Raw genomic sequence first — 25,880 nt, 5'->3', positions numbered from 1 at the left:
TAATTTCTATACAGAAAAGGTGCCAGTTACAGGCACCTTTTCGAATACTCCGGCTGTTATGGATTATGATTGCTTTTTCTGTTTCTTCTCGGCAATGAAACGCTGGATTTCTTCAATCAGTGCTTCTTTGATCTTATCCTGCGGAACCGTTCTGATGATTTCACCATTGCGGAACAGGATGCCTGAGTTATAGGAACCGGCGATGCCGATATCCGCACGGCCGGCTTCCTGAATGCCATTGACCGGGCAGCCCATGATCGCAACGGTGATGTCTTCATGGATGGTGCCAAGATAGTCTTCCATCTCTTTCACCAGTGGCAGCATATCGTACTGGATTCTGCCACAGGTAGGGCAGGCAATCAGGTCTGGTACATTCTTGATCAGGCCAAAGCATTTGAGCAGCTGTTTGCCAATGATCAACTCATCCTTCGGCGGTGCCGAAACAGATACACGGATGGTGTCGCCAATGCCTTCATGCAGCAGGGTACCCAGGGCGGCAGAAGATTTCACTGCACTTTCTGTAAAACCGCCGGCTTCGGTCACGCCAAGATGCAAAGGATATGGATAATGCTTTGCGGCAAGCTCATAGGCAGCAATGGTCAGTTCGACATTGCTCGATTTAAAGGACAGGCAGATGTCATGGAAATCCATGTCTTCCAGAATTTTGACATGGCGGTCAGCAGAGGCAATCATTGCCTCGGCAGACAGGCCATATTTCTCCAGAAACTGTTTTTCCAGAGAACCGCCATTGATGCCAATGCGGATCGGCACATGCTTTTCCTTGCATTTTCTGACTACAGCTTCTGTATGCTCACGGGAGCCGATATTGCCAGGATTGATGCGGATTGCATCGACACCGCCATCCAGGGCAGCCAGAGCTAGCAGGTAGTTGAAATGAATATCTGCGACCAGCGGAATGTGAATGCCTTTCTTGATTGCCGGAATTGCCTTTGCATCGTCTTCATCCAATACGGCGATCCGGATGATTTCACAGCCGTGGTCTTCCAGTTCATTGATCTGGGCGATTGTTGCGTCAATATCCTTGGCCGGCACATTGGTCATGGACTGCAGGATGCAGCGGTTCTGACCACCAACCTGGACATTGCCAACCATGATTTTTCTTGTTTCAGTTCTCTTCATAGCTTCCTCCATCTCCCATTATTGCATAAATTGTTGGAAAAGAATGATGATTCTGGTATAATACCAACGCAAATAGACATCAGGAGGTAACCATGGCAAGAGAGAATATTTCTTTCAAGTGCTCAGTCTGTGGGGAAGAGAATTATATCGGAACCAGAAACAAGCGTAAGCATACAGAAAAAATGGAAATCAAAAAATACTGCCCGCGCTGCAACAAGATGACTCTGCACAAGGAGAAGAAATAAGATAACCTGGTATCAGGTTATTTTTATTAGGTAATGTATGAAGATTACAACACTTCCAATCGGACTGTATGGTGAAAACAGTTATGTGCTGCATGATCATGGCCATGTGCTTTTGATTGATCCCGGAGCCTATGCCAGACGCATTCAGGCCGAAATCGGGGATGATGAAGTGACAGATGGCATTGTGCTGACACATGGCCATGAAGACCATACGGGTGCTGTCGACGACCTTGTGGATATTTACCACTGTCCGGTATTCATGGATCAACGAGATCTTGCTCTGGTAGATCCTGCTTCCAGGGCAGGATATTGTTCACCCGTGTATAGTAAGATTCTGCCAATGCAGAAAGAAATGGATGTTGGAACATTCCATCTGATTATTTATCATACGCCGGGCCACACAGAGGGCAGCTGCTGTATCCAGTACCGCAATGTCCTGTTCAGCGGTGATACGCTGTTTGCCGGCAGCTGCGGGCGCACCGATCTTTTTGGCGGCAGTCAGGAGGAAATGTCCGCTTCTCTGCGCTTTCTGAAACAGCTGCCAAGAGATCTGAAAGTCTATCCCGGTCATGGACCTGCTACGACCATTGGCCAGGAAGCAGATACCAATCCGTTTATGGCGGGTGATTGCCTGCGGGGATACTTCTGAGTTTTCAGGCATCAGTTCCTTGAACTGATGTTTTTTTTTTTTTTTTTTTTTTTTTTTTTTCGCTATTTTCAAATAAATAGTTGATGTACCCGAACAAGTACATCAAGTTAATATCTATAACTTATCATGACTTCAGTTGAGGTGATGATATGCTCGTTAATCAGAATTTCCTGAATTCTTTATCTCCTGTCGAAATTGAATTCATTCGTGTTGGTTTAGAAAAGCTATTCAGAGAGAAAGTAAACTGTACGACAACAAATTACGAGAATCTCTCTTTGCATGTTGAGAAATGTCCTCATTGTGGTTCAACTCACTTTGTTAAGAATGGCTTTAACCCACATAATCGTCAGAAATACAGATGTAAAAAATGCAAATCTGTTTTTATGGCAACAACAGGTACGATGTTTACTCATTCCAGAACAAGCTTTGATATCTGGACTACTTTTATCTCTGGCGAGCTTAACGGAATGACTCTGACTCAGCAGAGTGTAGCTACAGGCTTATCAGTTACTACCTGCTTCAACATGCGTCACAAGTTATATCAGGCTGCAGCAAAGATTCAGAATAATGTGGTCTTAAGTGGAAATGTTGAATTGGATCCTACTTATACCAAAATCAACCTGAAAGGGACCAGGAAGGATAAAATGCCAAGATTCAGCAAACAGCGTGGAAAGCATCGCCGTCATTCAACCAAGCGTGCTTTACCTGGCACCAGCCATCACAAGATCTGCCTGGTAACAGCTATTGATGAGCATGACAATATTCTCTTTAAAATTGGAGGATTAGGCAGAGAGAGTGCAGAAATTCTGAATCAATACAGCTCTCACTTCGCAGCGCATTCAACAATTATCAGTGATGACAGCCATAGCATTCAAACTTTCGTGGGCGATAATCACTTCAACAGTGACATTATTCCATCTAACGGTTATTTAACACCAAAGGGCAATACAGTATCTGAAGTAAACGAGCTTCACTCTGAGCTAAAAAACATGATCAGGCAGAAACATGGTATCAGCACAAGACATCTCCAGGGTTATTTGAATTGGATCGTCATGAAGAAATATTTAAAGTACAGGCTGGACATGCGCAAATGGAAATCAGAAGCATACATGGAAACAATGTTTGAACAGATTCCATTTACCTGTGCGGAGATCCCAAAGCTTAAAATGCCAATTAACCTCTATGAGGCATATAGCTCATGATATTTTGGTGTTTACAGCCTCATCAACTAAATCTTTGAAAATAGCGTCATGCGTTAAAAAAAGAAATGCATTTCTGCATTTCCATCAAACGATCCGATCATTGGCAGCTTCATGCTTGACCAGACGGAACACGATGAGATAGATCACGATAATGATGATGAAGAAGACAATCGTCGAAGTATCCGAACCAAGCATGGCACAATAGTCATAAGCACCATGCAGACCGACTGCGGCAAGATAACCGATGGCCTGCATCAGAACAGCTTCGCCATGATGACCGCAGTCTTCCTTCAGTTTGGCACGGCCATAGAAGTAACCCATCAACACGGCGAATGACATATGGCCAGGGATGGCAAGCAGGGCACGGCTTGGGGCAACGCCCAGGCCATAGGAGAACACATACTTGATATTCTCAAATGCCGCAAAGCCAAGGGAAGCAAAGACGCAGTAGACAATACCGTCAAATCTTGTTTCAAAGTAGGGGTTGTGCCAGGTGTCTTTGCGCATGAAGAAGAACTTTGTTCCTTCTTCGACGACACCGACAATCAGGAATGCCAGAAAGGCAAGATAATTTGGTGAATTGGCCAATGATGAACTGTTCAGCAGGCTTTCACCAATCAGCTCCAGCACCGTTGCTGCAAGCGCGGCCAGTACGCCATCCCATACAAGCCTTACCAGCAGACCGGTAGGCTGTCGGTGCATCCTTGACTGATTGTATACATACAGCATCAGAAAGATGGCCGGCAGCACCGCTGCCAGAACATACAGCAGCAGGATGTTCGTAATTGGACCCATCAGCAGAAACATAACGATTCCTCCTTATTGCTTTTTCAAAGTATAAGAATTTATCCATGCTTTGTCATGAACAATTAGTACTGGATGTCATCCAGCGGAAAGAAATGAAAGGCGGGATTGTCAAGATCATGAATCTTATGCCGCTTATTGGTGATCGGATCATGGAAGGTGATGCTGCAGGCCCAGAGACCAAGCCCCTCAAAATCAGCAGACCGATGTCCATACAGCGGATCATTGACAAGCGGCCAGCCATGGCTGGACAAATGCACCCTGATCTGATGGGTACGGCCGGTATCCAGCTGACACCCAAACAGCAGATAATTACCTTTTCTGGCAAGACATGTCACTCTCGTACGGGCATCTTTCCCAGAAGCAGAAACAATGTACTGACCGCTGTGATGACGGTCACGTCCAATCCGGTCATCAATCACAAAGGATGTGCCAACCGGAATCTGTTTGCCTGTACAGATGGCAAGATACTGGCGGGAAATGCGGTGGTTTGCCATCTGTTCATCAAGGCCAGCCTGAAACAGAGGAACCTTGCTGTACAGAACAAGACCAGACGTATCTTTATCCAGCCGGTGCAAAGGTCTGACAGGTGTCTGGTGGCCTTTTTCCTGCAGCCAGGCAGCTGCCTGTCCATTCAGGCAGTCTGCACTTCTGACATCATCATAAATGATGGTTCCAGCATCTTTATGCACGACATAGACAAAGTCATTTTCATACACAACCTGACAGGGATGATCCGCACAGGGCCAGTCAATCTGCTCAGGCGGGACAACCAGAGTAATCCTGTCATCTGAATTCAGAAATTCTTCTTCGCTTTTGACTTGTCGGTCATTGACCAGCATATGGCGCTGCTGTATGAGGGCATAGCGCATTGGTCTGCTTAAAGAAAGATCATCCAGAAACCTGCGTACTTTCTGATGGGAATACTTTGATCCGGCTTCAATCACAAAGCCATTTTCAGTTCTTTGGTAATGCATGCTTTCTGCCTCTTTTCTTTCTGCGGTTCTGCTTCCCGCTGGAAACGCCATTGCGCATCAATACCGTGATGCTTTCCACGTGCGGCGTATTGGGAAACAGATCAAACGGAATGATTGTCAGAATCTGATACTCCTTTTTCAGCTCCTTCAGATTCTTTGCAAGGGTGGCAGGATTACAGGAAATATAGACAATCTTAGGAATGGAGGAAGAGAGAATTGTGCGGATCATGGCATCATCCATGCCTGCCCGGGGCGGATCTGCCAGCAGTGTATCCACAGTGCCTTCCTGCAGGATCTGATGCAGTGTCTGTGCAGCATCCCCACAGATAAACTCACAATTGTCAATCTGGTTGGCAGCCGCATTGGCACCGGCATTGATGATCGCTTCCTCAATGCTTTCAATCCCGATCACTTTCTGGGCCTTCTGACTGGCAAGCAGACTCATCGCACCAACCCCGCAATATGCTTCCACAAGTGTTTTGCATGGATCTACTTTACTGACTGCCATGGCATACAGCTTTTCAGCCTGTGCTGTATTGAGCTGAAAGAAGGAGCGGGGAGATAACTGTAGCTGCAGGCCATTCATCTCTGCCGCAAGATTCTTTTTACCACCCAGCAGCACTGGCGAAGAGCCAAAGAAATCAACACCCGTGCGGGCTGTGTTGACAGACTGATACAGGGAACTGACATGGTCAACGGCCAGAATTTCTTTGACTAGATCAGAAGGCAGCTTGTTCTGACCGGTAATGATCGAAATCTGTGTCTGATTCTGCAGTGTGCGCAGAATCAGATACCGCAGGCCGGTGCGGGAGGAAGGATCATAGGCTTTCTGATGATACTTGTTCAGGATTGCCATTACCTGAGAGCGTACCTCTTCCAGAACCGGATCCTGGATCACGCAGTGATCAACCGGTACAAAACGATTGGAACCGGTTTGATAGAAACCTGCCATCAGTTTTCCCTGTACCATGGCAAGCGGCATCCTGGCCTGATTGCGATAGCCAAGGATCTCTTCACTGCCATGCATATCACGCACCGCGGTATCCCTGATGCCTGCATACTTCCAGAGTGCTTCTGTTAACAGCGCTTTTTTCTGCATACACTGTTCTTGGTAATCCATTGCCATCAGGGCACAGCCGCCGCATCTGTCAGACACAGAACAGGCAGGCTCAATCCGGCAGGGGCTCTTTTCTATGACACGCACACAATGGCCAATCGCATAGCGTGCATCTTCATGATCAATCTCATACTGTACGGTTTCACCAATCAAAGCACCTTTGATAAAGACAGGCTTATGATGTTCATAGCCGATGCCTTCACCATTGATGCCGGTTTTAATGATTCGAATCTGTTTCATATACTCATCCTTCATAAATGCACGCAACATTATACACAATTACCAAGTTGAAGCAGAAAGATTTGAGATTTTGAAAATTGTTTCACTATTAGACAAATATTGTTCAGTATACATTACGAATGTAAAGCACATATTGCAAACGCTTTCAGATTTACCTAAAATATTAATAGCGTGTATACACGTCAGGAGGAAAGAAATGAAAAAATTCTTATCAGCAGCTCTGGCGGGCGTAATGAGTATTTCTCTTGCGGCCTGCGGCTCATCAAGCAGTGGTACTGCAGCAGCCTCATCATCTTCAGCAGCTTCTGGATCTGACGATTCATCAGACATGAAAGTGGCAATGATCACTGACTATGGTGACATTACCGACCAGTCCTTCAACCAGACAACCTATGAGGCATCCAAAGCATGGGCAGAGAAAAATGGTGCCAAGTTCAACTACTACAAGCCGGCAACAGATAATGATGCTGACCGTGAAGCTTCCATTGAACAGGCGATTGAGGAAGGCTACAACATCATTGTGATGCCGGGCTATGCATTCGCAAAAGCAATTGTTGATGAAGTAGATAATTATCCGGATGTCAAATTCATCGGCATCGATGTTTCCCAGTATGATCTGGATACCAACTCCAAGACGGACGGCTGGTCAAAAAACAATGCATATACAGCTGTCTATCAGGAAGAAATGCCTGGCTACATGGCTGGCTATGCAGCTGTAAAGCTTGGTTATAAGAAGCTTGGCTATCTCGGCGGCATGGCCGTCCCGGCTGTTGTCAGATATGGTTATGGCTATGTGCAGGGAGCAAATGAAGCAGCTAAGGAACTTGGTCTGAGTGATGTTGAAATCAAGTATGTCTATGGCGGTGCATTTCAAGGCAATGCCGATGTAACAGCTGCTATGGATACATGGTTCTCCGGCGGTACAGAGCTTGTCTTTGCGGCTGGCGGTTCGATTTACACATCTGCAGCAGAAGCTGCTGCCAAGGTCAATGGCAAACTGATCGGTGTGGATGTCGACCAGGCTGCTACAATCGATGGCAAGTATGGCGAAGGCATGACGGTGACTTCTGCTATGAAGGGTCTTGCAGCAACAGTCAATGCCGTTCTTGATGGTATCAAGGCAGGTGAATGGGACAGCACGTATGCTGGCAAGGCAGATAATCTTGGCCTTGTTTCCGGAACCGATCTGACAAAGAACTATGTACAGCTGGCGGATTCCACACAGTGGGGCGATGGCTTTACAGAGGATGATTACAAGGAACTTGTCAGCAAGCTGTATAGCGGAGATCTCAAAGTTGATAATGATGTCAATGTAGATCTTTCCAAGTACGACGGCGTTGTCAAGGTTGATTATCAGGGAAGCCTCAAGTAATTTTGCATCATTACGAATGATGAAAGACTGCGGAATGAAATCTGCAGTCTTTTTTCATTGTTCGCCGGGTTCGATTTGCATTACAATAGAATAAAAGGATTTACCAGAAGAAAGGAGATCTATAATCATGGCGGATGAAACACCGTATGCAGTAGAAATGCTGCATATCACGAAGAAATTCCCGGGTATTATCGCCAATGATGATATTACTCTGCAGCTGAAAAAAGGCGAGATTCACGCGCTGCTTGGTGAAAACGGCGCCGGCAAATCAACCCTGATGTCTGTTTTGTTTGGCCTGTATCAGGCTGAAGAGGGTACCATCAAAAAGGATGGAAAGGTCGTTGAGATACACGACCCTACCGATGCCAATCGTCTTGGTATCGGCATGGTCCATCAGCACTTCAAACTTGTGCAGTGCTTTACGGTACTGCAGAACATTATTCTCGGTGTGGAGGATACCAGACATGGCATCCTGCAGACCGATGATGCAAGAAAGAAAGTACTTGCTCTCAGTGAAAAGTACGGCATGCAGGTTGATCCGGATGCTTTGATTTCCGACATTACTGTCGGCATGCAGCAGCGCACTGAGATCCTCAAGATGCTGTACCGTGACAACGACATCCTGATCTTTGATGAGCCAACGGCTGTATTGACACCGCAGGAAATTGACGATCTGATGCACATCATGAAAAATCTTGTCAAAGAAGGCAAGTCCATTCTGTTTATCAGCCATAAGCTGAATGAAATCATGGAAGTGGCAGACAGAGTCACTGTCTTGCGCAAGGGCAAATGCATCGGTACAGTCAATGTCAAAGACACCAACGAGCAGGAACTGTCCAGAATGATGGTCGGCCGTGATGTTCAGCTTGTCGTTGATAAAACACCGGCAAAACCCGGGAAAACCGTTCTTTCCGTCAAGAATCTGGTCGTGCCTTCCCGCAAGCACAAGAACAATGCCGTCAAGGGTGTTTCCTTTGATGTGCATGCCGGTGAGATTGTCTGTATTGCCGGTATTGATGGCAATGGCCAGACCGAGCTTGTCTATGGCCTGACAGGTCTTGAACAGACCAGCGGCGGCACGATTACGGTAGATGGCAAAGACATTACGCATGATACGATCCGTCAGCGCAATCGTGTCGTGTCCCACATTCCGGAGGACCGCCAGAAACATGGCCTGGTACTGGATTTCCCGCTGGATTACAACATTGTTCTGCAGCGCTACTTTGAACCGGAATTTACCAATAAAGCAGGATTCCTGAAAACCGGTGCCATCCGCAGCTATGCCAACAAGCTGATCAAACAGTACGATATCCGTTCTGGTCAGGGTGCGGCAACGATTGCCCGCTCCATGTCCGGCGGCAACCAGCAGAAAGCCATTGTCGCAAGAGAACTTGACCGCCAGCATAAGCTGCTGATTGCGGTGCAGCCAACCCGCGGCCTGGATGTTGGTGCGATTGAATATATTCATAAACAGCTCGTTGCCCGGCGTGATGCCGGTGATGCCGTCCTGCTTGTCTCACTGGAACTGGATGAAGTCATGAATCTTTCTGACCGCATCCTGGTCATGTATGAAGGTGAGATTGTTGGTGAAGTTGACCCGAAGAAGACGTCTGTCGAAGAACTTGGCCTGTATATGTCCGGTGCCAAGCGCGATCATCAGGAGGCCCGTTCATGAAGAAGACAACAAGTTTCTGGAAAAAGCCTGGTGTACAGGCCGTCTGTGCTTCCTTGATCTGTATTGCCATTGGCCTTTTGATCGGCTATATCGTTCTGCTGATCATTTCACCTTCCGGTGCGGGGAAGGCCATCATCATCATCCTGACCAACTTCATGAGCCGCAGCTCCGGTCCGGCAAGACTCAAAGCCTTGGGCAATACGCTGATCAAGACAGCACCACTGTTAATGTGTGCGCTGAGCATCTGCTTCTGCTACAAAGCAGGTCTGTTCAACATTGGTGCAGCTGGTCAGTATGAAGCAGGAGCAGTTGCAGCTCTGAGCTGCGCTATCTTCCTGCATCTGCCATGGTATGTATGTACACTGGCGGCAGCTGCAGCCGGTGCTTTACTGGCCGTCGTTACCGGTGCTTTGAAAGCATACCGTAACGTCAATGAAGTCATCTCCGGTATCATGCTCAACTGGATCATGCTGTATCTCACCAACACAGTGCTTGGATCCGGCAGTGCCAAGGATCCATCTTCTCCGTATACAGTCGCACTGGACACCGTTTCACCATCTTCCCTGATTCCAAGCGGCGGCCTGAGTGCCTTGTTTAACAACAACCGCAACGTGACCATCGCGATCCCGCTTTCGATCATCATTGCCATCCTGATCTGGATCATTCTGAAAAAGACAAAGTTCGGCTATGAGATCATGGCAACCGGTTTTAACAAAGATGCCGCCAAATATGCCGGCATGAAGGAAAAGAAGAACATTGTTGTGACACTTGCCATCGGCGGTGCACTGGCTGGTATTGGTGCCGCCTTCATGTATCTGTCTGGTTTCTCCAAGTGGGAGACAACCACCGCATCTGTTCCGGCTATGGGCTTCAACGGTATCGCTGCAACCTTCCTTGGCGGCCTGAATCCGATCGGTACGATCTTTGCTTCATTCTTTATCCAGAGCATCACGGATGGCGGTGCCATGATTGACCGTATGGTCTATGCATCTCAGATCTCAGATCTGATCTCCGGCATTATCATTTATGCCTGCGGCTTTGTCTTGTTCTTCAAGTATGTACTGAACAAGATCGGCAAAAAAGAAAAAGGTCAACCAAAGTCTGAGAAGGGAGGTGCTGATCAATGATCCTGCTGTTACAGTACATGTTAATCTTTGCCTCTGTGCTTGGCTTAGTTGCTCTTGGCGGCTGCTTCTCTGAGCATTCCGGCGTCATCAACCTCGGTCTGGAAGGCATCATGGTACTGGGCGCCATGGGCGGTGCACTTGCCATGAAAGTCATGCCGGCTTCTACACCAGCATTCTTCATGATTCTGGTTGTTTGTCTTGCTTCAGCAGCGTTCGGCGCACTGTTTGCATGCCTGCTTGGCGTTGCCTGCATCAACTTCAATGCAGACCAGACACTGATCGGCACTGCCATGAACCTGCTGGCAACAGCAGTGGCATCTGTCATTGTCAGAACCTATAACACGGCACATAATTCCTCTGATGTCAGTACCATCCTGGCCTATGTTGATCAGAAGAAAAAATTCCTGATTTACTTTGGCAGCTTCGAATTCAGCTGGTTCATGGTCATCGCATTAGCAGCCTTGATCATCTCCTTCATTGTTCTTTACAAGACAAAATTCGGACTGCGCTTAAGAGCATGCGGTGAAAATCCACAGGCTGCTGACTCCGTTGGCATCAATGTTTACAAGATGCGCTGGGCGGGTGTACTGATCTCAGGCGTCCTGGGCGGACTGGGCGGCATTGCCTATATCACGGCCGGTGTCTCTGAATGGAAATTTGAAGTTGGTGTTGCCGGCTTTGGCTTCCTGGCATTGGCTGTCATGATCTTCGGTCAGTGGAAACCATGGCGCATTGGTTTTGCGGCACTGCTGTTTGGCTTCTTCCGTGCACTTTCCAATGTCTATACCGGCATCCCGTTCATGCGGGCACTGAATATCCCAAGCACGGTATACAACATGATGCCGTATATCATTTCACTGGTCGTGCTTGCCTTCACGTCTGCCAATTCGGCGGCACCGAAAGCAGAAGGCATTCCTTACGACAAGGGAAGCAGATAAGCAAATCGAGTGTTTCTTCGCGGAAACACTCTTTTCTTATGCTACGATATTTGCTGGGAGTAAAAATATATGAAGATGGAAAGAACATACCCAAGGGCTATTGTGACCAAAAAACAGGCTAACCGCATTCATGACGGGCATCCCTGGGTATATGAAGATGAGATTGTTTCACAGGAAGGAAATATTACAAACGGCTGTCTGATTGATGTCTTTGGCAGCCGTGACAATTACCTTGGCACAGGTTTCTACAGTGAACAGAGCAAGATCCGCATCCGGCTGCTGTCCCGCAATGCCAATGACGTATTTGATCATGCTTTCTGGGCCAGAAGGGTGAAATATGCTCTGCAGTACCGTCTGGATGTCATGGCGGATGATTTCAGGGCATGCCGGCTGATCCATGGCGAAAGTGATGAACTGCCAGGGCTGACGGTAGACCGTTATGAAGATATTCTCGTCAGTGAAGTTGCCAGCTATGGCATGGAACAGGTCGTAGGCGTCATCTATCAGGAACTGATTGACCAGCTTGCGAAAAAAGGAGAAGTGATCCACGGCATCTATGAGCGCAATGAAGGTGAACTGCGCAAAAAGGAAGGTCTGCCGCAATACAAGGGATGGTATGGTGAAAAGCATCCAGCATCACCGATTGTGCATATTCATGAAAACGGCATCGAATATGAAGTGGATGTAGAAAATGGTCAGAAGACCGGCTTCTTCCTGGATCAGAAATACAATCGTCTGGCTGTGCGCCATCTGGCCAAGGACAGAACAGTGCTGGACTGCTGCACGCATACAGGTTCTTTTGCGATGAATGCTGTGATCGGCGGGGCAAAGCATGTGACGGCCATGGATATCTCACAGGAAGCACTGGACATGGCAGAAAAGAATGCAGTGCTCAATCATATCGAAGACAAGATGGACTTCTTACAGGGAGATGTCTTTGAAGTGCTGCCAGAGCTTCGTACAAAGCATGCCTTCTTTGATCTGATCATTCTGGATCCACCAGCCTTTACCAAAAGCAGAAAAACCTACGGACATGCCCGCAACGGCTATACATCTATCAATGCGATGGCCATGAAACTATTGCCAAGGGGCGGCTATCTGGCGACATGCTCGTGCTCACACTTCATGCCAACCGAAGCATTCAAGGATATGCTCAAAGATGCCGCAAAGGAAGCAGGCGTACAGGTACGCATCGTGGAAGAACGGCATGCGTCCATGGACCATCCGGTCCTGGTATCTGTGCCCGAAACAGACTATCTCAAATATTTCCTTGTTCAGATCATCTAACCTATTCTTAAGAATGAAAACATCACAGATATGCTATGATCACTTAAATGGAGGTAAACCATATGAGCTGGAAAGTATTGAAAGTTAATCAGGAACGCGGAATGGTATCACTTGGCAGCCATCATAACAATACTTTGAAGGAACTGCCCCTGTCTGCCTTCAACTTTAGCCCGATGCAGGGTGATCAAGTGGATGTGTATGAAGGGGATGGCAAAGTTATGGCTGTCCTGCATGATGGGCACTCAGAACGGGATACGATCGATGAGGCTTTTGCCCGTGAAAGTGATACTGTTACAGTCAATGCGGCTGTCTATGCACTGCTGGCATTTCTGTTTGGCATCTTTGGTGCGCATCACTTTTATGCCGGTGACAGCAGCCGCGGCCTGAAGTATCTGTTATTGACACTTTTGCTGGGGTGGACAGTCGTGATTCCGATCATTCTGTATGTCAAATCCATCATTTCAGCTGTCAAGGTTCTGAGTCAGCCATCTGTAAATGGCATGACCGAGCTGCATCGCTGACGGCCGATCATACCCGTCACCTGGAAAAAAAGCCCTTTTTATGCTATAATGTCAGTTAGCGAAAGGGGTGATAACCGTGGATCAGAAAAGATATAAGAAGGGTGACCTCGTTGTATACCGCCGTGATGTATGCAGGGTTGTCCGGATTGCGAAGAGTGACTTTACAGGTGAGCAGTGCTACATTCTTGTGCCCTACCTCAAACCGGATGGGTCGGTGAAGATGCAGGTCCCGGTTTCCAACAAGGGAGGGCATCTGCGCGACCTTGTCACCCGTCAGCAGATCCGTGAGCTGATTGACAATACGTCGGAGATTGAGACACTTGTCAGTAAGCCTGCCAACATGAAGAGCCAGTATGCGACATTGATGAAGGGCGATGATATTGAAGATCTTGTCAGGATCATCAAGACATCCTATGCCCGCAATGAGGAGCGCATTGCCAATCATAAGAAGCTGGCATCGATTGATGATGAGTATCTGCAGAAAGCAGAACGCTATCTGTATGATGAAATCGGTGCTTCTCTTGGTATGAGCTTTGATGAGTCAAAAGCATACTTCGAAAAGGAAGTACAGAAAGCTTCCGCCCAGAAAGAGTAACTGATGTCACAAACGAGCAATGATACAATTCTGCAGTGCTTTGAGTGGTATCTGAGCGATGATGGGTCATTCTGGAAGAAGGCTGCAGCACTTGCGCCTTCTTTTTCTTCACTCGGCATCACGATGGTATGGCTGCCGCCAGCCACCAAAGGACAGGCAGGCATACATGATGTTGGCTATGGTATCTATGATCTGTATGACCTTGGCGAATTCAACCAGAAGGGGACCGTCAGAACAAAGTACGGCACAAAGCAGGAATATCTCGCTGCCGTAAAAGCCATGCACCAAAATGGCATGAAAGTGCTGGCAGATGTGGTTTTCAACCAGAAAATGGGCGCAGATGAAACCGAGGAAGTAGAAGCCATTGAAGACAATCCAAGCAACCGGGAACAGGATATCTCCGGCACGGAGATGATCACTGCCTGGACAAAGTTTACCTTCCCAGGCAGACAGGGAAAATACGATCCGTTTATCTGGGACCATACCTGTTTCAATGGCACCGACTGGGATGAAAAGAGCCATCGCTCTTCGATTTTCCGCTTTGTTGGCAAGCAGTGGGATTCTGAGGTAGATACGGAAGATGGCAACTTTGACTACCTGATGGGCTGTGACCTGGATATGACAGATCCCAATGTCATCGAAGAACTCAACCGATGGGGCAGGTGGTATTACGACCTGGTCCATCCGGACGGGGTCAGACTGGATGCCGTCAAACACATCCACTTTGATTTTTTCCGTGACTGGCTTGCCAATATGCGCAGCTATGCCAGGAAAGATCTGTTTGCATTAGGTGAGTACTGGAATGGTGATGATGGCAGACTGCTGCATTATCTGGATGTCACCAACAATACGATGTCACTGTTTGATGTACCGCTGCATTACCGCTTCTATGATGCGTCCCATGGCTGGGGCAACTATGACATGGGTTCCATCTGGAACAACACCCTTGTCCAGCAAAGACCATCTCAGGCAGTTACCTTTGTGGATAACCATGATACCCAGCCCGGACAGGCATTGCAGTCATGGATTGAAGGCTGGTTCAAGCCGCTTGCCTATGCCCTGATTCTTCTGACAGACAAAGGCATTCCATGTGTATTCTATGGCGATCTCTATGGCATTCCACATGATGGCTATGGACCGGTGGCAGAACTGCCTGCACTGATCCAGATCCGTTATCTGCTTGCCTATGGCCAGCAGACAGATTACTTCGATGATGCCAATGTCGTCGGCTTTACAAGAGCAGGCGACAATGACCATCCAGACAGCGGCATTGCCGTTGTCATGAGTGACAATGCCGGCGGTACCAAACAGATGTATGTATCAAAGGCACTGGCAGGACAGACCATGGTGGATGCGCTGGGACATATGCACGATGAAGTGAAGATCAGCCAGGATGGCACCGGTACGTTTGCCTGTGATGGAGGATCTGTATCTGTGTACATCAGAAAAGATGCACTGCCGTTGCTCAATCAGAAAGCATCAGATCAATCAATCAGAACATAACAAAACCGCAGAGGCTGCACCCAGCTTCTGCGGTTTTATGACATTTCTCAGATCTTGATCTTTGGCAGGACATTGGCAAAGGTATCCTGAATCAACAGGTCTGCCTGCTGGTCGTACGGTGTAACAGACTTGTTGATCAGAACAAGATGATTGCCTCGGTAATACCGCAGCAGTCCTGCAGCCGGATAGACAACCAGACTTGTGCCAAGCACAATCATCACATCAGCCTGCTCAATGGCATCCACTGCACCTTGGACCACTTCTTCATCCAGTCCTTCTTCGTACAGCACAACATCCGGCCGGATGATACCGCCGCACTTGTCGCAATACGGAATCCCTTTGCTCTGGGCAACATATTCTGCCGAGAAACGCTTGCCGCACTTTGTGCAATAGTTGCGCAGCGTAGAGCCATGCAGCTCCCAGACATGCTTACTGCCGGCTTTCTGGTGCAGGCCATCAATGTTCTGGGTGACGACGCCAAGCGATTTGCCTTTTTCTTCCAGCTTTGCAATAAATTCATGCGTGTAATTGGGCTTTGCGTCCAGGTGAAGCATCTTGTCATGATAGAAACGATAGAACTCATCAGGATGTTGATAAAAGAAGGAGTGGGACACAATCTCCTCCGGCGGATAGGCATACTTCATCTGGTACAGTCCGTCCTGCGAGCGGAAATCAGGAATACCGCTGTCTGTTGAAACACCGGCTCCGGTAAAAAACACAATCTTCTTGCCTGCATCAATGATCTTCTGCAGGGCTTCAATCTTTTCAGGATCGCTCATTTCTCTGCCTCCTGCTTCTTATTATAGGTTTTCTGAATGCCATCAGCGATGTCAATCATCTGATCAATCAATGACTGCGGTTTTAAGACATGTACTTTATCACCAAACTGCAGCAGCCATGCCGTCAGGGTAGGGGTGACAGCAGTCCGGATGGATGCCGTAAAGTGATCTTTGTCCTGATGGGAGATAATGATATCCATCCCGAACTGGTCAAACAGCTGCTGGGCCATACTGTTGTCAAAGACAGCTGTCACGGTGTCGGCATCACCTGTATAGGCATGGAAGGTTTTGCGCATCCATTCCTGCGGATCAAAGCGTACCGGATCATGAATCTGATCCAGCATGATGGCATTCTCCATCTTATCAATGCGGTAAGAAGAAAAATCCTGATATTTATCACTCCAGAACACTGTATAGTAGCGGCCGTCATTGGCATACAGCCACACCGGCATCATGGTATAAGCTTCACCGTTTCGCCGCATCTTTTTCTGCTTACCCGCAGTCAGATCATAATAGCGGAACGAAACCAGATGGCAGGAGGCAATCGCATTGATCAGCAGGCCGATTGTTGTCAGAACCTGGCTGTTTTCCGTTCTGTCTTTGACATGATTCACCATCGGCAGCATTCCTCTTTCCCGGAATGACAGAAGATCCTTGAGCTTTTCATAAAAAGTCTTCTTATCTTCACTTGTCAAAGACGCAGAAGAACTGATGGCATCTACCAGAACAAATGCCTCTCCCAGCGAAAAGCGATGATCCAGATAATACGTATAGGCATTATGCTTATGTATGCGCACAAGCGGATATCCTGCTTTCTCCATAGCATGCAGCGTCCGGTAAACAGGCCGCCGCTCAGCACTGATGCCATGATCACTCAGATATGACTGCATCTGGGCCAGGGAAATCGGACTTCCGGCATCACTTTCTTCACGTAAGAACTGCAATAATAGCAACGCAATATACTCTCTGTCTCTCTGCTGCATAATTTCTCCTGTTTGCTTTATTGTACGCGAACACGTACAGCAACTCAAAAAAATTTCTGTATCATCATACCTGTCAAAAGAAAGAGGGGATGAACCATGACAAAAAAAGACCAATACAGGCTGATGATGACAGGACTGATGTTTGCCTTTGGCATGGCAGCGCAGTACCAGACCGTACCGGCATTACTGTTCTCTGCCGCTATGCTTGCCGTATCTCTTACAGGAATGAAGAAGGAAGAAATTGTGCCATCTATTGTGGGGATCATCATCATGGAAGGCTATCTGCTGCTGTGCGGACTCTTCTTCACAGAACCGGTGTTTATCCTGCTGACCATTGATGCTGTCCGCGTTTGTATGAAATATCTCTGGAATGAAGACAGCTGCCTGAAAACAGGGATTGTTTTCTGCGCTGTCTATGCTGTGATGAGAATCATTGCCATGGCAGTACTGGAGCCATCCTGCACTTCCATTCTTGACCTGCTTTTCATACCTGTGGCTGCCGGAACCGCAAAACAACTGTTTTTTGCAAAAAGGAGACATGGCAGAAGGAGGACAACCGGTGTAGAATACCAGTTATGACAAAATGGCTGGTGCAAAAACTGATTCCAGATTCCAATGACACAAAGAAAGAGAGTGTAAGGCTTGCTTATGGCACGCTTGGCAGCGTTGCAGGCATTGTATGCAATCTGTTCCTGTTTGCTCTCAAACTGACCATTGGCATGATGATGCATGCCATGGCCATCACTGCAGATGCCCTGAACAATCTTTCTGACTGCATTACCTGCATTGTCTCGCTGGCTGGCTATCACATGGCCGCAAGACCTGCTGACAAAGATCATCCTTTTGGACATGGCCGCATGGAATACGTGATTAGCTTCGGTGCCTCTATTCTGATCTGTCTTGTTGCTGTTGAACTGTTCAAAAGCAGTATTGCCAGTGTCTTTCATCCAGAGACAATCACATTTTCACTTCCGCTGTTTTTCATTCTGCTGGCATCGGTATTAGTCAAAGTATGGATGGCAGCTTTCTACAGATACCTTGGCAAAGCAACCGATAATACAATCCTGCTTGCCAGTTCCCAGGATTCCAGAAGCGATGTACTGACAACCAGTGTCACACTACTTTCTATTCTTCTGTCACTCATATGGAAGAATGCTCCTGTGGATGGCATCATGGGTGCACTTGTTTCCATCCTGATCCTGAAATCCGGCTTCTCGCTGGCAAAAGAGATCGTTGACAGGATTCTTGGCAGACCGGTGGATGCCCAGCTGACCAGCCGCATTGAAGCGATGATCCTCGCCCATCCGGAAGCTCTTGGCGTCCATGATCTGATCATTCATGACTATGGTCCGGGAAAGAAGATCGGATCTGCCCACGTGGAGCTGGAAAGCACTATGAGCTTTGTCGGTGCCCACCAGCTTGCGGATGCATGTGAGCAGGAAATCCGTGATCAGCTCCATGTGGATATGACTCTGCACACAGATCCGGTAGATACTGAAGATCCACAGCGGCAGCACTACCGCCAGGAAATTCTCGATCTGCTCAAAGAAATGAATGCCGGTATCACCATGCATGATTTCCGCATCGACCATGATGAAGAAAAAATTATCCTGATCTTTGATCTTCTGGTTCCGTTTGAATGCCCATTATCACAGCAGGAAATTACCAACAGAATCAACAGTGAACTTAAATGCGATCCTGCCAGCCTGGAAACGCGCATCACGTTTGACCATGCCTTTACCGAAGGAGAGCCATCATGAAAAACAAAGGAAGTTTCCTGCTGCTATTAACAGCATTCATCTGGGGCATGGCCTTTGTTGCCCAGAGTGCCGCTATGGACAATGTAGGTCCATGGACCTTCAACTGTGTGCGATCCATCATCGGCGGACTCACATTACTGGTACTGATGCCGTTTCTCCATAAGCTTGTTCCACCTGTTCATTCTTCAACGAAAGAACTGCTCAAAGGCGGCATTGCCTGCGGTCTGCTGCTTGGCACCAGTTCCATGCTGCAGCAGGTAGGTATTATGAGCACAGCGGTAGGCAAGGCTGGCTTTCTCACCGCCCTTTATGTTGTATTTGTACCGCTCTTTCTTGCTTTCGGAGGCAGACATATCCAAAAGCGCATCTGGTTCAGTGTTGTTCTTGCCGTAGGAGGCCTGTACTTCCTGTGCATGAACGGATCTTTCCGCCTGGCAAAAGGAGATATTCTATTGCTGCTATGTGCCTGCGGATTTGCCCTGCATATCATTACCGCTGACCACTTTACATCCCATACCGATGGCATCTGGCTGAGCTGTCTGCAGTTTTTTACAGCAGGACTGCTGTGCGCAGGACCAATGCTCTTCATTGAAAAACCATCACTTCATGATCTGCTCAATGCGGCAGTGCCAATCCTGTATGCCGGCATCCTGTCCAGCGGAGCAGGATATACCATGCAGATCATCGGGCAGAAAGACACCGAGCCAGCCATTGCTTCTCTGCTGATGTCGCTGGAATCTGTCTTTGCATGTATAGGAGGATTTCTGCTGCTGCACCAGGTATTGACCATCCGGGAAATCTTTGGCTGTATGCTGACCTTCAGTGCAGTCATTCTTGCTCAGCTGCCATTGGATAAAAAGAAGGAAACACTGCCGAAAACATCTGCCAGCCGGAATGATTCCTGATTCCAGATATATGTTTGAAAATGTTAAGCTTGTTTCACCAAATTGTGTAACTGCACCAGAACAGGTACAACAACTCCAGCTTTCCTGGTTATCATTCTCTGCATAAAGCTCTATCAGAACAGGACAACGACATCAGATGTTGAGATCAGCTATGATGCGATCAATCCCGTGGACTTTCAGCAGGCGGAGAATGTGATTCTTGCTCAGGGAACCTCACAGTATCCCCATGATGCACTGAGCTACCTTTTGCTGGTTGATAATGAAGGACAGATTGAGAAGATCTATTGTCTTGATGGGCAGTATGGTGCAATTGCATTCAATGATCAGACAGGTGAAGTGGTTGTGCTTGGGGAGAAAAATGTGCTGAGAATTGGGACGTCTGTGACGCAGGAACAGGATGCCAATCCACAGTTTCTTTCGCAGCAACGCAGTGACATCTATTTTAGCAGGAACCGTATCTATGTGAATTCGCAGCCAGTGAAGGATGAGAGGCTTGGCTTTACGCCGAAGCTAGGCTATGCAGGATTTGTGGATCTTTCTTCTCTTGGTACCGATCTGCATATGATGCCGGTTGGTGTAGTGATTATTTCGGGAAAATAGATGATTGTAACAATATGGCAGCAGGGGATTTGAAGTGATCTCCTTATCGGGTGCAAAAGCCTGACAGTTTAAGAGGTTATAGGATTAGCATAGACTAATTTCTTTCATATGAAAAAGACGCATTGTCATGATGCGTCTTTTCAAGGGTGTTACTGATTGTCAGCAGTTTCCTCTTTTTCCGTCTTTTCTTCGGTTTCTGCCTTTTCAGTTTCTGCTGTTTCGCTGTTTTCTTCTGTCCTGGCAGGTTCGGCAGGATCTTCTTTGCCTGCGTTGCTTCCGGCAGCTTTCAGCATCAGCTCAGTTACTTTACGGGTATAAGCAACCGGATCATCAACCGGCAGACCCTGGATTAACATTGCCTGATCATACAGCACACCGGCATAGTCTTTCAACTGTGCCTTATCATTCTTGTAGGCATCCTGCAGAACTTTGAAGATCGGATGATCAGGATTGATCTCCAGAATCTTTTCAGCCTTGATATGCTGGTTCATTGGATCCTGGGACATATACTTCTCCATCTCCAGGGAAACACCTTCATCGGAAACAATGATCACCGGATCATCCTTCAGACGGGAAGAAATACGCACTTCCTTGACCTTGCCATCCAGATCATCCTTGATGGCTGTAAGCATATCCTTGTTCTTCTCAGCCGTCTCCTCCTTGGCTTTCTTCTCTTCCTCTGTATCCAGGTCCAGATCACCCTTGGAGATATTCTGGAACGGCTTATCCGCATACGACTGCATGATACCAGAGAAGAACTCATCACGCTCGTCCAGGAAGTACAGAACTTCATAACCCTTGTCAATCACCTTGGCAAAGATCGGAGAACGCTTGATCTCTTCAATCGAACTGCCGCAGGCATAATAGATTGCCTTCTGTTCCTTCGGCATTCTGTCTGCATATTCCTTCAAAGTGACATACTTGTCTTCCTTGCTGGACTTGAACAGAATCAGATCCTGCAGTTTTTCTTTGTTTACGCCATAGTCGCGGTATACACCATACTTCAGATTCAGGCCGAAGTTGTCAAAGAACTTTTCATAACCGGCCCGGTCATTCTTGAGCATATCCTCCAGGGCATTGTGAACCTTGGTTTCAATTGACTTGGCAATGGCCTTGACCTGACGGTCCTGCTGCAGCATCTCTCTTGAGATGTTCAGATTCAGATCATCACTGTCGACAAGACCTCTGACAAACCGGTAATACTCCGGCACCAGTTCCTTGCACTTATCCAGGATAAACACACCCTTGGAATACAGCTGCAGGCCTGGTTCATAATCGGAGTAATAGAAGTTGTACGGTGTCTTGGAAGGAATGAACAGCAGGGCGGTGTAAGATACATTGCCTTCCACATGATAGTGGATGACTTTTTGCGGATCTTCCCAGTCACCAAACTTAGCCTTGTAGAATTCGTTGTATTCCTCCGGCTTGATCTCATTCTTGTTCTTCTTCCACAGCGGTACCATCGAGTTCAGTGTCTGCATCTCTGTGGTTGTGATTGTCTTGTCCTTATCTGTTGGATCCGGAATGCTCTTTTCACACTCCATCTCGATCGGATAGCGGACATAGTCACTGTACTTCTTCACCAGATCACGGATCTTGTACTCCTGCAGATAATCAGAATACTTCTCATCATCTGTATCATCCTTGAGATCCAGCGTAATTCTGGTGCCGGGTCCATCCTTTTCAATCTTGGAAATCACATAGCCGTCTTCACCGGAAGAACTCCAGGAATAAGCCTGATCACTGTGGACACTCTTTGTCTCTACCAGCACATGCTTGGCAACCATGAAGGCAGAATAGAAACCAACACCAAACTGGCCGATGATATTGGTATCCTCATCTGCTTTCTCCATTGCCTGACGGAACTCAGCGGAACCGGATCTGGCAATCGTGCCAAGATTCTTCTCCAGTTCCTCATCCGTCATACCGACGCCATTGTCTTCAATGACCAGCTGACGGGTATCCGGATGGCGCTCAATCGTAATCTTGAGATCCTTTGCATCATCCGGATGATCATGATCCGTCAATGATAAATAGTGGCGCTTATCCAGCGCATCACTGGCGTTGGAAATCAACTCACGCAGGAAGATTTCCTTATTGGTGTAAATGGAATTGATCATCAATTCCAACAGCCGCTTTGATTCTGCTTTAAACTGTCTTTTTGCCATAACCAACACCTCCGCTTAGCACTCTTGCTTTTAAACTGCTAATGTATATTAGCACTCCTATATGACGATTGCAAACGGTATCTGACAGTATGCAAACAGGCCTGTTCCATTTATAATGGCAAAGTAGATGAACAGATAATCAATTGCGGAGGTGTAGAAATGTCTAGCAAAGATCATAGACAGAATCATGACAGAAAGCAGGAAGAAAGCCTGCACAGGGTGAATCTCAATATGAGAAAGCTGCGGATCAAAGCAGGAATGACACAGCGTGAGCTTGGCGAGAAGATCGGCCTTGACCACCGCAGCATTTCTGCCTATGAAAACGGGTATTATGAACCCGGGGCATCGGTCATCATCAAGTACTGTGATGTCTTTCATATCACACCGGATGAACTGCTTGGCTATCACACACATGAAGAGGATGCCAGATATTTCCTGACACCGGATGAGATCAATATGGTGATGGCATTCCGGCGCCGGCCTGAATACGTACAGGCGTCCGTCAAGACACTGTGCCTGCATGGATACCGTTTTCTGAGTGAAGAGGAAGATATCCGCCAGGACATGGAATGGGTGGAAAACCGCAAAAGACAGATGAAGATTCAGAAGAATATGGAGAAGTGGGCACAGAATGTTAAGAAATCCGGTGAAAGTCAGAAAGGATGAATGGGCTGCTCAAGATAGAAAACAAGGCTTGTTTGTACTAAAATAATCCTATGAGAGAAATTGAAGCTGCGCAATTGGTTCCATTGATTTCTGATGCATGCGGCCATATGGCCGTCTATTATCAGCCGGATGTCTATCAGTCCCTCAAGGATGCCAGGAGTCAGGAAACCGGCATCTCAGCCCAGGTCATGGATATCCTGCTGGAAAATGCGGATGTGGCTGTCAGAGAACATCTGCCCATCTGTCAGGATACTGGCCTTGTGACTGCCTATGTCACACTTGGACAGGATATCCACATAGACGGTTCTCTTGTTGAAAACATCCAGAAAGGTGTTTCACAAGGATACACAAAGAATCATCTGCGTGCCTCTGCTGTGGATGACCCGCTGTTTGCGCGCCATAATACCGGTGACAATACACCTGCCATCATCTATACCACTGTTGTGGAAGGAGATACTTTCCAGATTGATCTGATGGCAAAGGGCTTTGGCTCAGAGAATATGTCAGCACTCAAGATGCTGAAACCTGCCGAAGGACTGGATGGTGTCAAGCAGTTTGTGCTGGATACGATCAAGGCAGCCGGTCCCAATGCCTGCCCGCCGATGGTTGTCGGTATCGGCATCGGCGGCACCTTTGACTACAGTGCATATCTTGCCAAGAAAGCACTGCTGCGTCCATTGTCGCAAAGCAATCCGGATCCACAATATGCAGATCTGGAAAAGCAACTGCTGCGTGAAGCTAACAAACTTAATATCGGCCCCATGGGCCTGCATGGACACACTACTGTACTGAAAGTACAGGCAGAGTATTATCCAACCCATATTGCCGGCCTGCCATGTGCAGTCAATATCTGCTGCCATGCCTGCCGCCATGAAAGGATCGTGCTGTGATGAAAGAAATTCATCTGCCGCTGACGGAAGAAGAAATTGCCAGCCTGCATGCCGGTGATGGCGTATTATTGTCAGGCGTCATTTATACAGCCAGAGATGCTGCCCATAAGCGGATGGCCCAGTTAATCAAAGAGGGTAAGCCGCTGCCATTTGATCTCAATGGCAGTGTCATTTACTACGTTGATCCAACACCCGGTGATGACCGCCATCTGATTGGCTCAGCCGGTCCGACAACTTCTTCCCGCATGGATGTTTACACACCCAAACTGCTGGACCTTGGCCTGAAGGCAACGATTGGCAAAGGACGCCGTTGTGAAGCTGTCAAAGAAGCCATTGTCCGCAACAAAGCCATCTATTTCATCGCGGTCGGGGGAGCAGGTGCTTTGATGTCACACTGCATCACATCGTGTGAAACCATCGCCTTTGACGATCTTCTTTCTGAAGCAGTCAGAAAGCTGACTGTGAAAGATCTGCCGTGTTTTGTCGGCATCGATGCCAGCGGAAATGATATTTATGATACGAAAGGAAGCCAGTTATGAGCGATCTTTATGAAGAATCTTTGCAAATGCATGCACGCTATCATGGCAAGCTGAAAGTGGAGCCAAAGGTTCCCTGTCAGGATGCCCATGATCTTTCTATTGCCTACACGCCAGGTGTTGCCCAGCCATGCCTGGAAATCCAGAAAAACCCTGAAAACAGCTATAAGTATACCGACCGCGGCAATACGGTAGCAGTTGTTTCAGATGGCACGGCCGTACTTGGCTTAGGTGATATCGGTGCCCAGGCCGCATTGCCGGTTATGGAAGGCAAGGCGCTCCTGATGAAGCGGTTTGCCGGCATTGACGGCTGGCCGATCTGTCTGAACACCAAGGATCCTCAGGAAATCATCAACATCGTCAAAGCACTGGAACCAAGCTTTGGTGCCATCTGCCTGGAAGATATCTCGGCACCGCGCTGTGTGACCATTGAGCGCACACTGATCGAGCAGATGCATATCCCGGTCTTCCATGATGACCAGCATGGCACTGCCATTGTGGTTCTTGCGGCATTGATCAATGCACTCAAGCTGCGCCATGAAAAACCGGAGAACATGAAGGTGGTCATCAGCGGCACCGGTGCTGCCGGATCCAGTATCATCCGGATGCTGTACCATTATGGCTTCCATCACATCTATGCCTTTGATATCAACGGCTGCCTGCGTCCTTCACACCGTGAAGAATATGACGGCCTGCGACAGGAACTGCTGCAGTATGTCAACCTCGATGGACGTGATTATCAAAGCCTTGCGGAAGGACTGAAAGATGCGGATATCTTCATTGGTGTTTCTGCACCGCGCCTTGTGACCAAAGAAATGGTCGCGTCCATGCATGAAAAGAATATTGTCTTCCCGATGGCCAATCCGGAACCGGAAATCACATATCAGGAAGCCAAGGATGCCGGGGCATGGATCGTGGGTACAGGCAGAAGCGACAATCCTAATCAGGTGAACAATCTGCTTGCTTTCCCGGGTCTGTTCCGCGGTGCCCTGGATGCCCATGCGACCAGAATCACGGAAGACATGAAGATTGCAGCATCCATGGCCATTGCCTCATTGATTGATGAGAAGGATCTCAGTACAGATCACATTATTGCATCGCCGTTTGATGAGAGGGTTGTACCGGCAGTTGCCAAGGCAGTTGCCAATGAAGCCGTTCGGTCTGGCTTTGTACGTTCATAAATACGCATAACAGGGGTGGG

General features: G+C 47.7%; 27 protein-coding genes. 19 read left to right on the top strand and 8 right to left on the bottom strand.

Annotated features, from left to right (window positions below; translation table 11 throughout):
* Positions 1-63: 63 nt before the first annotated feature.
* Entirely contained in the window at positions 64-1,140 is a 1,077-nt protein-coding gene (gene ispG, locus DHU66_RS00700) for a flavodoxin-dependent (E)-4-hydroxy-3-methylbut-2-enyl-diphosphate synthase (RefSeq protein WP_108773988.1), read from the bottom strand.
* A 92-nt stretch (positions 1,141-1,232) separates the two neighbouring features.
* On the opposite strand from ispG, the gene rpmG reads away from it, so the two are divergent.
* The 3 genes from rpmG (at position 1,233) to DHU66_RS00685 (ending at position 3,236) form a co-directional block, all read left to right on the top strand.
* Entirely contained in the window at positions 1,233-1,385 is a 153-nt protein-coding gene (gene rpmG, locus DHU66_RS00695) for a 50S ribosomal protein L33 (protein WP_108773987.1), read from the top strand.
* 37 nt (positions 1,386-1,422) lie between these two features.
* Positions 1,423-2,034 carry an MBL fold metallo-hydrolase gene (locus DHU66_RS00690; protein WP_108773986.1) on the top strand — a complete coding sequence of 204 codons (612 nt, stop codon included), beginning with the start codon at positions 1,423-1,425 and terminating at the stop codon, positions 2,032-2,034.
* Positions 2,035-2,183: 149 nt separating this feature from the next.
* Entirely contained in the window at positions 2,184-3,236 is a 1,053-nt protein-coding gene (locus DHU66_RS00685; protein WP_108773885.1) for an IS1595 family transposase, read from the top strand.
* An 84-nt stretch (positions 3,237-3,320) separates the two neighbouring features.
* Here the strand turns inward: DHU66_RS00685 and DHU66_RS00680 are convergent, their stop codons facing one another.
* From DHU66_RS00680 to DHU66_RS12390, 4 genes are all read right to left on the bottom strand, one after another.
* Positions 3,321-4,043 carry a PrsW family intramembrane metalloprotease gene (locus DHU66_RS00680; RefSeq protein ID WP_108773985.1) on the bottom strand — a complete coding sequence of 241 codons (723 nt, stop codon included), beginning with the start codon at positions 4,041-4,043 and terminating at the stop codon, positions 3,321-3,323.
* Between the two features lie 62 nt (positions 4,044-4,105).
* Positions 4,106-5,017, bottom strand: a complete 912-nt coding sequence (locus DHU66_RS00675) for an RluA family pseudouridine synthase (protein WP_167836194.1) — start codon at positions 5,015-5,017, stop codon at positions 4,106-4,108.
* Entirely contained in the window at positions 4,998-6,374 is a 1,377-nt protein-coding gene (gene rlmD, locus DHU66_RS00670) for a 23S rRNA (uracil(1939)-C(5))-methyltransferase RlmD (RefSeq protein ID WP_167836193.1), read from the bottom strand. Before rlmD ends, DHU66_RS00675 begins: the two co-directional genes overlap by 20 nt.
* 39 nt (positions 6,375-6,413) lie before the next feature.
* Positions 6,414-6,704: a hypothetical protein gene (locus DHU66_RS12390; RefSeq protein WP_245309304.1), complete on the bottom strand. Its 291-nt coding sequence runs from the start codon at positions 6,702-6,704 to the stop codon at positions 6,414-6,416.
* On the opposite strand from DHU66_RS12390, the gene DHU66_RS00665 reads away from it, so the two are divergent.
* The 8 genes from DHU66_RS00665 to DHU66_RS00630 all read left to right on the top strand — a co-directional run bounded on the left by DHU66_RS00665 (position 6,703) and on the right by DHU66_RS00630 (position 15,392).
* Complete coding sequence (locus DHU66_RS00665; RefSeq protein ID WP_245309302.1) at positions 6,703-7,746, top strand: BMP family lipoprotein; 1,044 nt, start codon at positions 6,703-6,705, stop codon at positions 7,744-7,746. The genes DHU66_RS12390 and DHU66_RS00665 overlap by 2 nt on opposite strands.
* Before the next feature lie 127 nt (positions 7,747-7,873).
* Positions 7,874-9,421 (top strand): ABC transporter ATP-binding protein, encoded by a 1,548-nt coding sequence (locus DHU66_RS00660; RefSeq protein ID WP_108773981.1) that lies wholly within the window; start codon positions 7,874-7,876, stop codon positions 9,419-9,421.
* A complete protein-coding gene (locus DHU66_RS00655; RefSeq protein ID WP_108773980.1) occupies positions 9,418-10,548 on the top strand; it encodes an ABC transporter permease in 1,131 nt (376 codons plus the stop codon). Before DHU66_RS00660 ends, DHU66_RS00655 begins: the two co-directional genes overlap by 4 nt.
* Positions 10,545-11,486: an ABC transporter permease gene (locus tag DHU66_RS00650; protein WP_108773979.1), complete on the top strand. Its 942-nt coding sequence runs from the start codon at positions 10,545-10,547 to the stop codon at positions 11,484-11,486. Before DHU66_RS00655 ends, DHU66_RS00650 begins: the two co-directional genes overlap by 4 nt.
* Before the next feature lie 69 nt (positions 11,487-11,555).
* A complete protein-coding gene (locus DHU66_RS00645; RefSeq protein ID WP_108773978.1) occupies positions 11,556-12,773 on the top strand; it encodes a class I SAM-dependent rRNA methyltransferase in 1,218 nt (405 codons plus the stop codon).
* Between the two features lie 62 nt (positions 12,774-12,835).
* The gene (locus DHU66_RS00640) at positions 12,836-13,294 is read left to right on the top strand and encodes an NINE protein (protein ID WP_167836192.1); all 459 of its coding nucleotides are present in this window, start codon (positions 12,836-12,838) and stop codon (positions 13,292-13,294) included.
* Between the two features lie 76 nt (positions 13,295-13,370).
* Positions 13,371-13,889, top strand: a complete 519-nt coding sequence (locus DHU66_RS00635; RefSeq protein WP_108773976.1) for a CarD family transcriptional regulator — start codon at positions 13,371-13,373, stop codon at positions 13,887-13,889.
* Between the two features lie 3 nt (positions 13,890-13,892).
* Positions 13,893-15,392 carry an alpha-amylase gene (locus DHU66_RS00630; protein WP_108773975.1) on the top strand — a complete coding sequence of 500 codons (1,500 nt, stop codon included), beginning with the start codon at positions 13,893-13,895 and terminating at the stop codon, positions 15,390-15,392.
* A gap of 47 nt (positions 15,393-15,439) precedes the next feature.
* On the opposite strand, the gene DHU66_RS00625 is transcribed toward DHU66_RS00630, so the two are convergent.
* Positions 15,440-16,171: an NAD-dependent protein deacylase gene (locus tag DHU66_RS00625; RefSeq protein WP_108773974.1), complete on the bottom strand. Its 732-nt coding sequence runs from the start codon at positions 16,169-16,171 to the stop codon at positions 15,440-15,442.
* Complete coding sequence (locus tag DHU66_RS00620) at positions 16,168-17,154, bottom strand: helix-turn-helix transcriptional regulator (protein WP_108773973.1); 987 nt, start codon at positions 17,152-17,154, stop codon at positions 16,168-16,170. Before DHU66_RS00620 ends, DHU66_RS00625 begins: the two co-directional genes overlap by 4 nt.
* 96 nt (positions 17,155-17,250) lie before the next feature.
* On the opposite strand from DHU66_RS00620, the gene DHU66_RS00615 reads away from it, so the two are divergent.
* Genes DHU66_RS00615 through DHU66_RS00600 form a run of 4 tightly spaced genes read left to right on the top strand, consistent with a single transcriptional unit; the run spans position 17,251 to position 20,419 of the window.
* The gene (locus DHU66_RS00615) at positions 17,251-17,733 is read left to right on the top strand and encodes a hypothetical protein (RefSeq protein ID WP_108773972.1); all 483 of its coding nucleotides are present in this window, start codon (positions 17,251-17,253) and stop codon (positions 17,731-17,733) included.
* Positions 17,730-18,914, top strand: a complete 1,185-nt coding sequence (locus DHU66_RS00610) for a cation diffusion facilitator family transporter (RefSeq protein ID WP_108773971.1) — start codon at positions 17,730-17,732, stop codon at positions 18,912-18,914. The genes DHU66_RS00615 and DHU66_RS00610 overlap by 4 nt, the downstream gene beginning before the upstream one ends.
* Positions 18,911-19,819 carry a DMT family transporter gene (locus tag DHU66_RS00605; RefSeq protein WP_108773970.1) on the top strand — a complete coding sequence of 303 codons (909 nt, stop codon included), beginning with the start codon at positions 18,911-18,913 and terminating at the stop codon, positions 19,817-19,819. The genes DHU66_RS00610 and DHU66_RS00605 overlap by 4 nt, the downstream gene beginning before the upstream one ends.
* 42 nt (positions 19,820-19,861) lie before the next feature.
* Positions 19,862-20,419: a hypothetical protein gene (locus tag DHU66_RS00600; RefSeq protein WP_108773969.1), complete on the top strand. Its 558-nt coding sequence runs from the start codon at positions 19,862-19,864 to the stop codon at positions 20,417-20,419.
* Positions 20,420-20,568: 149 nt separating this feature from the next.
* On the opposite strand, the gene htpG is transcribed toward DHU66_RS00600, so the two are convergent.
* Complete coding sequence (gene htpG, locus DHU66_RS00595; protein ID WP_108773968.1) at positions 20,569-22,587, bottom strand: molecular chaperone HtpG; 2,019 nt, start codon at positions 22,585-22,587, stop codon at positions 20,569-20,571.
* Between the two features lie 159 nt (positions 22,588-22,746).
* Here htpG and DHU66_RS00590 point away from each other — a divergent pair, with 159 nt between their 5' ends.
* Genes DHU66_RS00590 through DHU66_RS00575 form a run of 4 tightly spaced genes read left to right on the top strand, consistent with a single transcriptional unit; the run spans position 22,747 to position 25,860 of the window.
* Positions 22,747-23,253 (top strand): helix-turn-helix domain-containing protein, encoded by a 507-nt coding sequence (locus DHU66_RS00590; protein WP_108773967.1) that lies wholly within the window; start codon positions 22,747-22,749, stop codon positions 23,251-23,253.
* A gap of 50 nt (positions 23,254-23,303) precedes the next feature.
* On the top strand, positions 23,304-24,143 hold the full coding sequence (locus tag DHU66_RS00585; protein WP_108773966.1) for a fumarate hydratase: 840 nt from the start codon (positions 23,304-23,306) through the stop codon (positions 24,141-24,143).
* On the top strand, positions 24,143-24,682 hold the full coding sequence (locus DHU66_RS00580; RefSeq protein ID WP_209451705.1) for a Fe-S-containing hydro-lyase: 540 nt from the start codon (positions 24,143-24,145) through the stop codon (positions 24,680-24,682). The genes DHU66_RS00585 and DHU66_RS00580 overlap by 1 nt, the downstream gene beginning before the upstream one ends.
* A complete protein-coding gene (locus tag DHU66_RS00575; protein ID WP_108773964.1) occupies positions 24,679-25,860 on the top strand; it encodes an NAD(P)-dependent malic enzyme in 1,182 nt (393 codons plus the stop codon). Before DHU66_RS00580 ends, DHU66_RS00575 begins: the two co-directional genes overlap by 4 nt.
* The last annotated feature ends 20 nt before the right edge of the window (positions 25,861-25,880 follow it).

It is taken from the genome of Lactimicrobium massiliense, assembly GCF_900343155.1.
Classification (GTDB): Bacteria; Bacillota_I; Bacilli_A; order Erysipelotrichales; family Erysipelotrichaceae; genus Bulleidia; species Bulleidia massiliensis.
The sequence above is the reverse complement of the archived record's forward strand: the minus strand, read 5'-3'. Positions and strand labels throughout refer to the sequence as shown.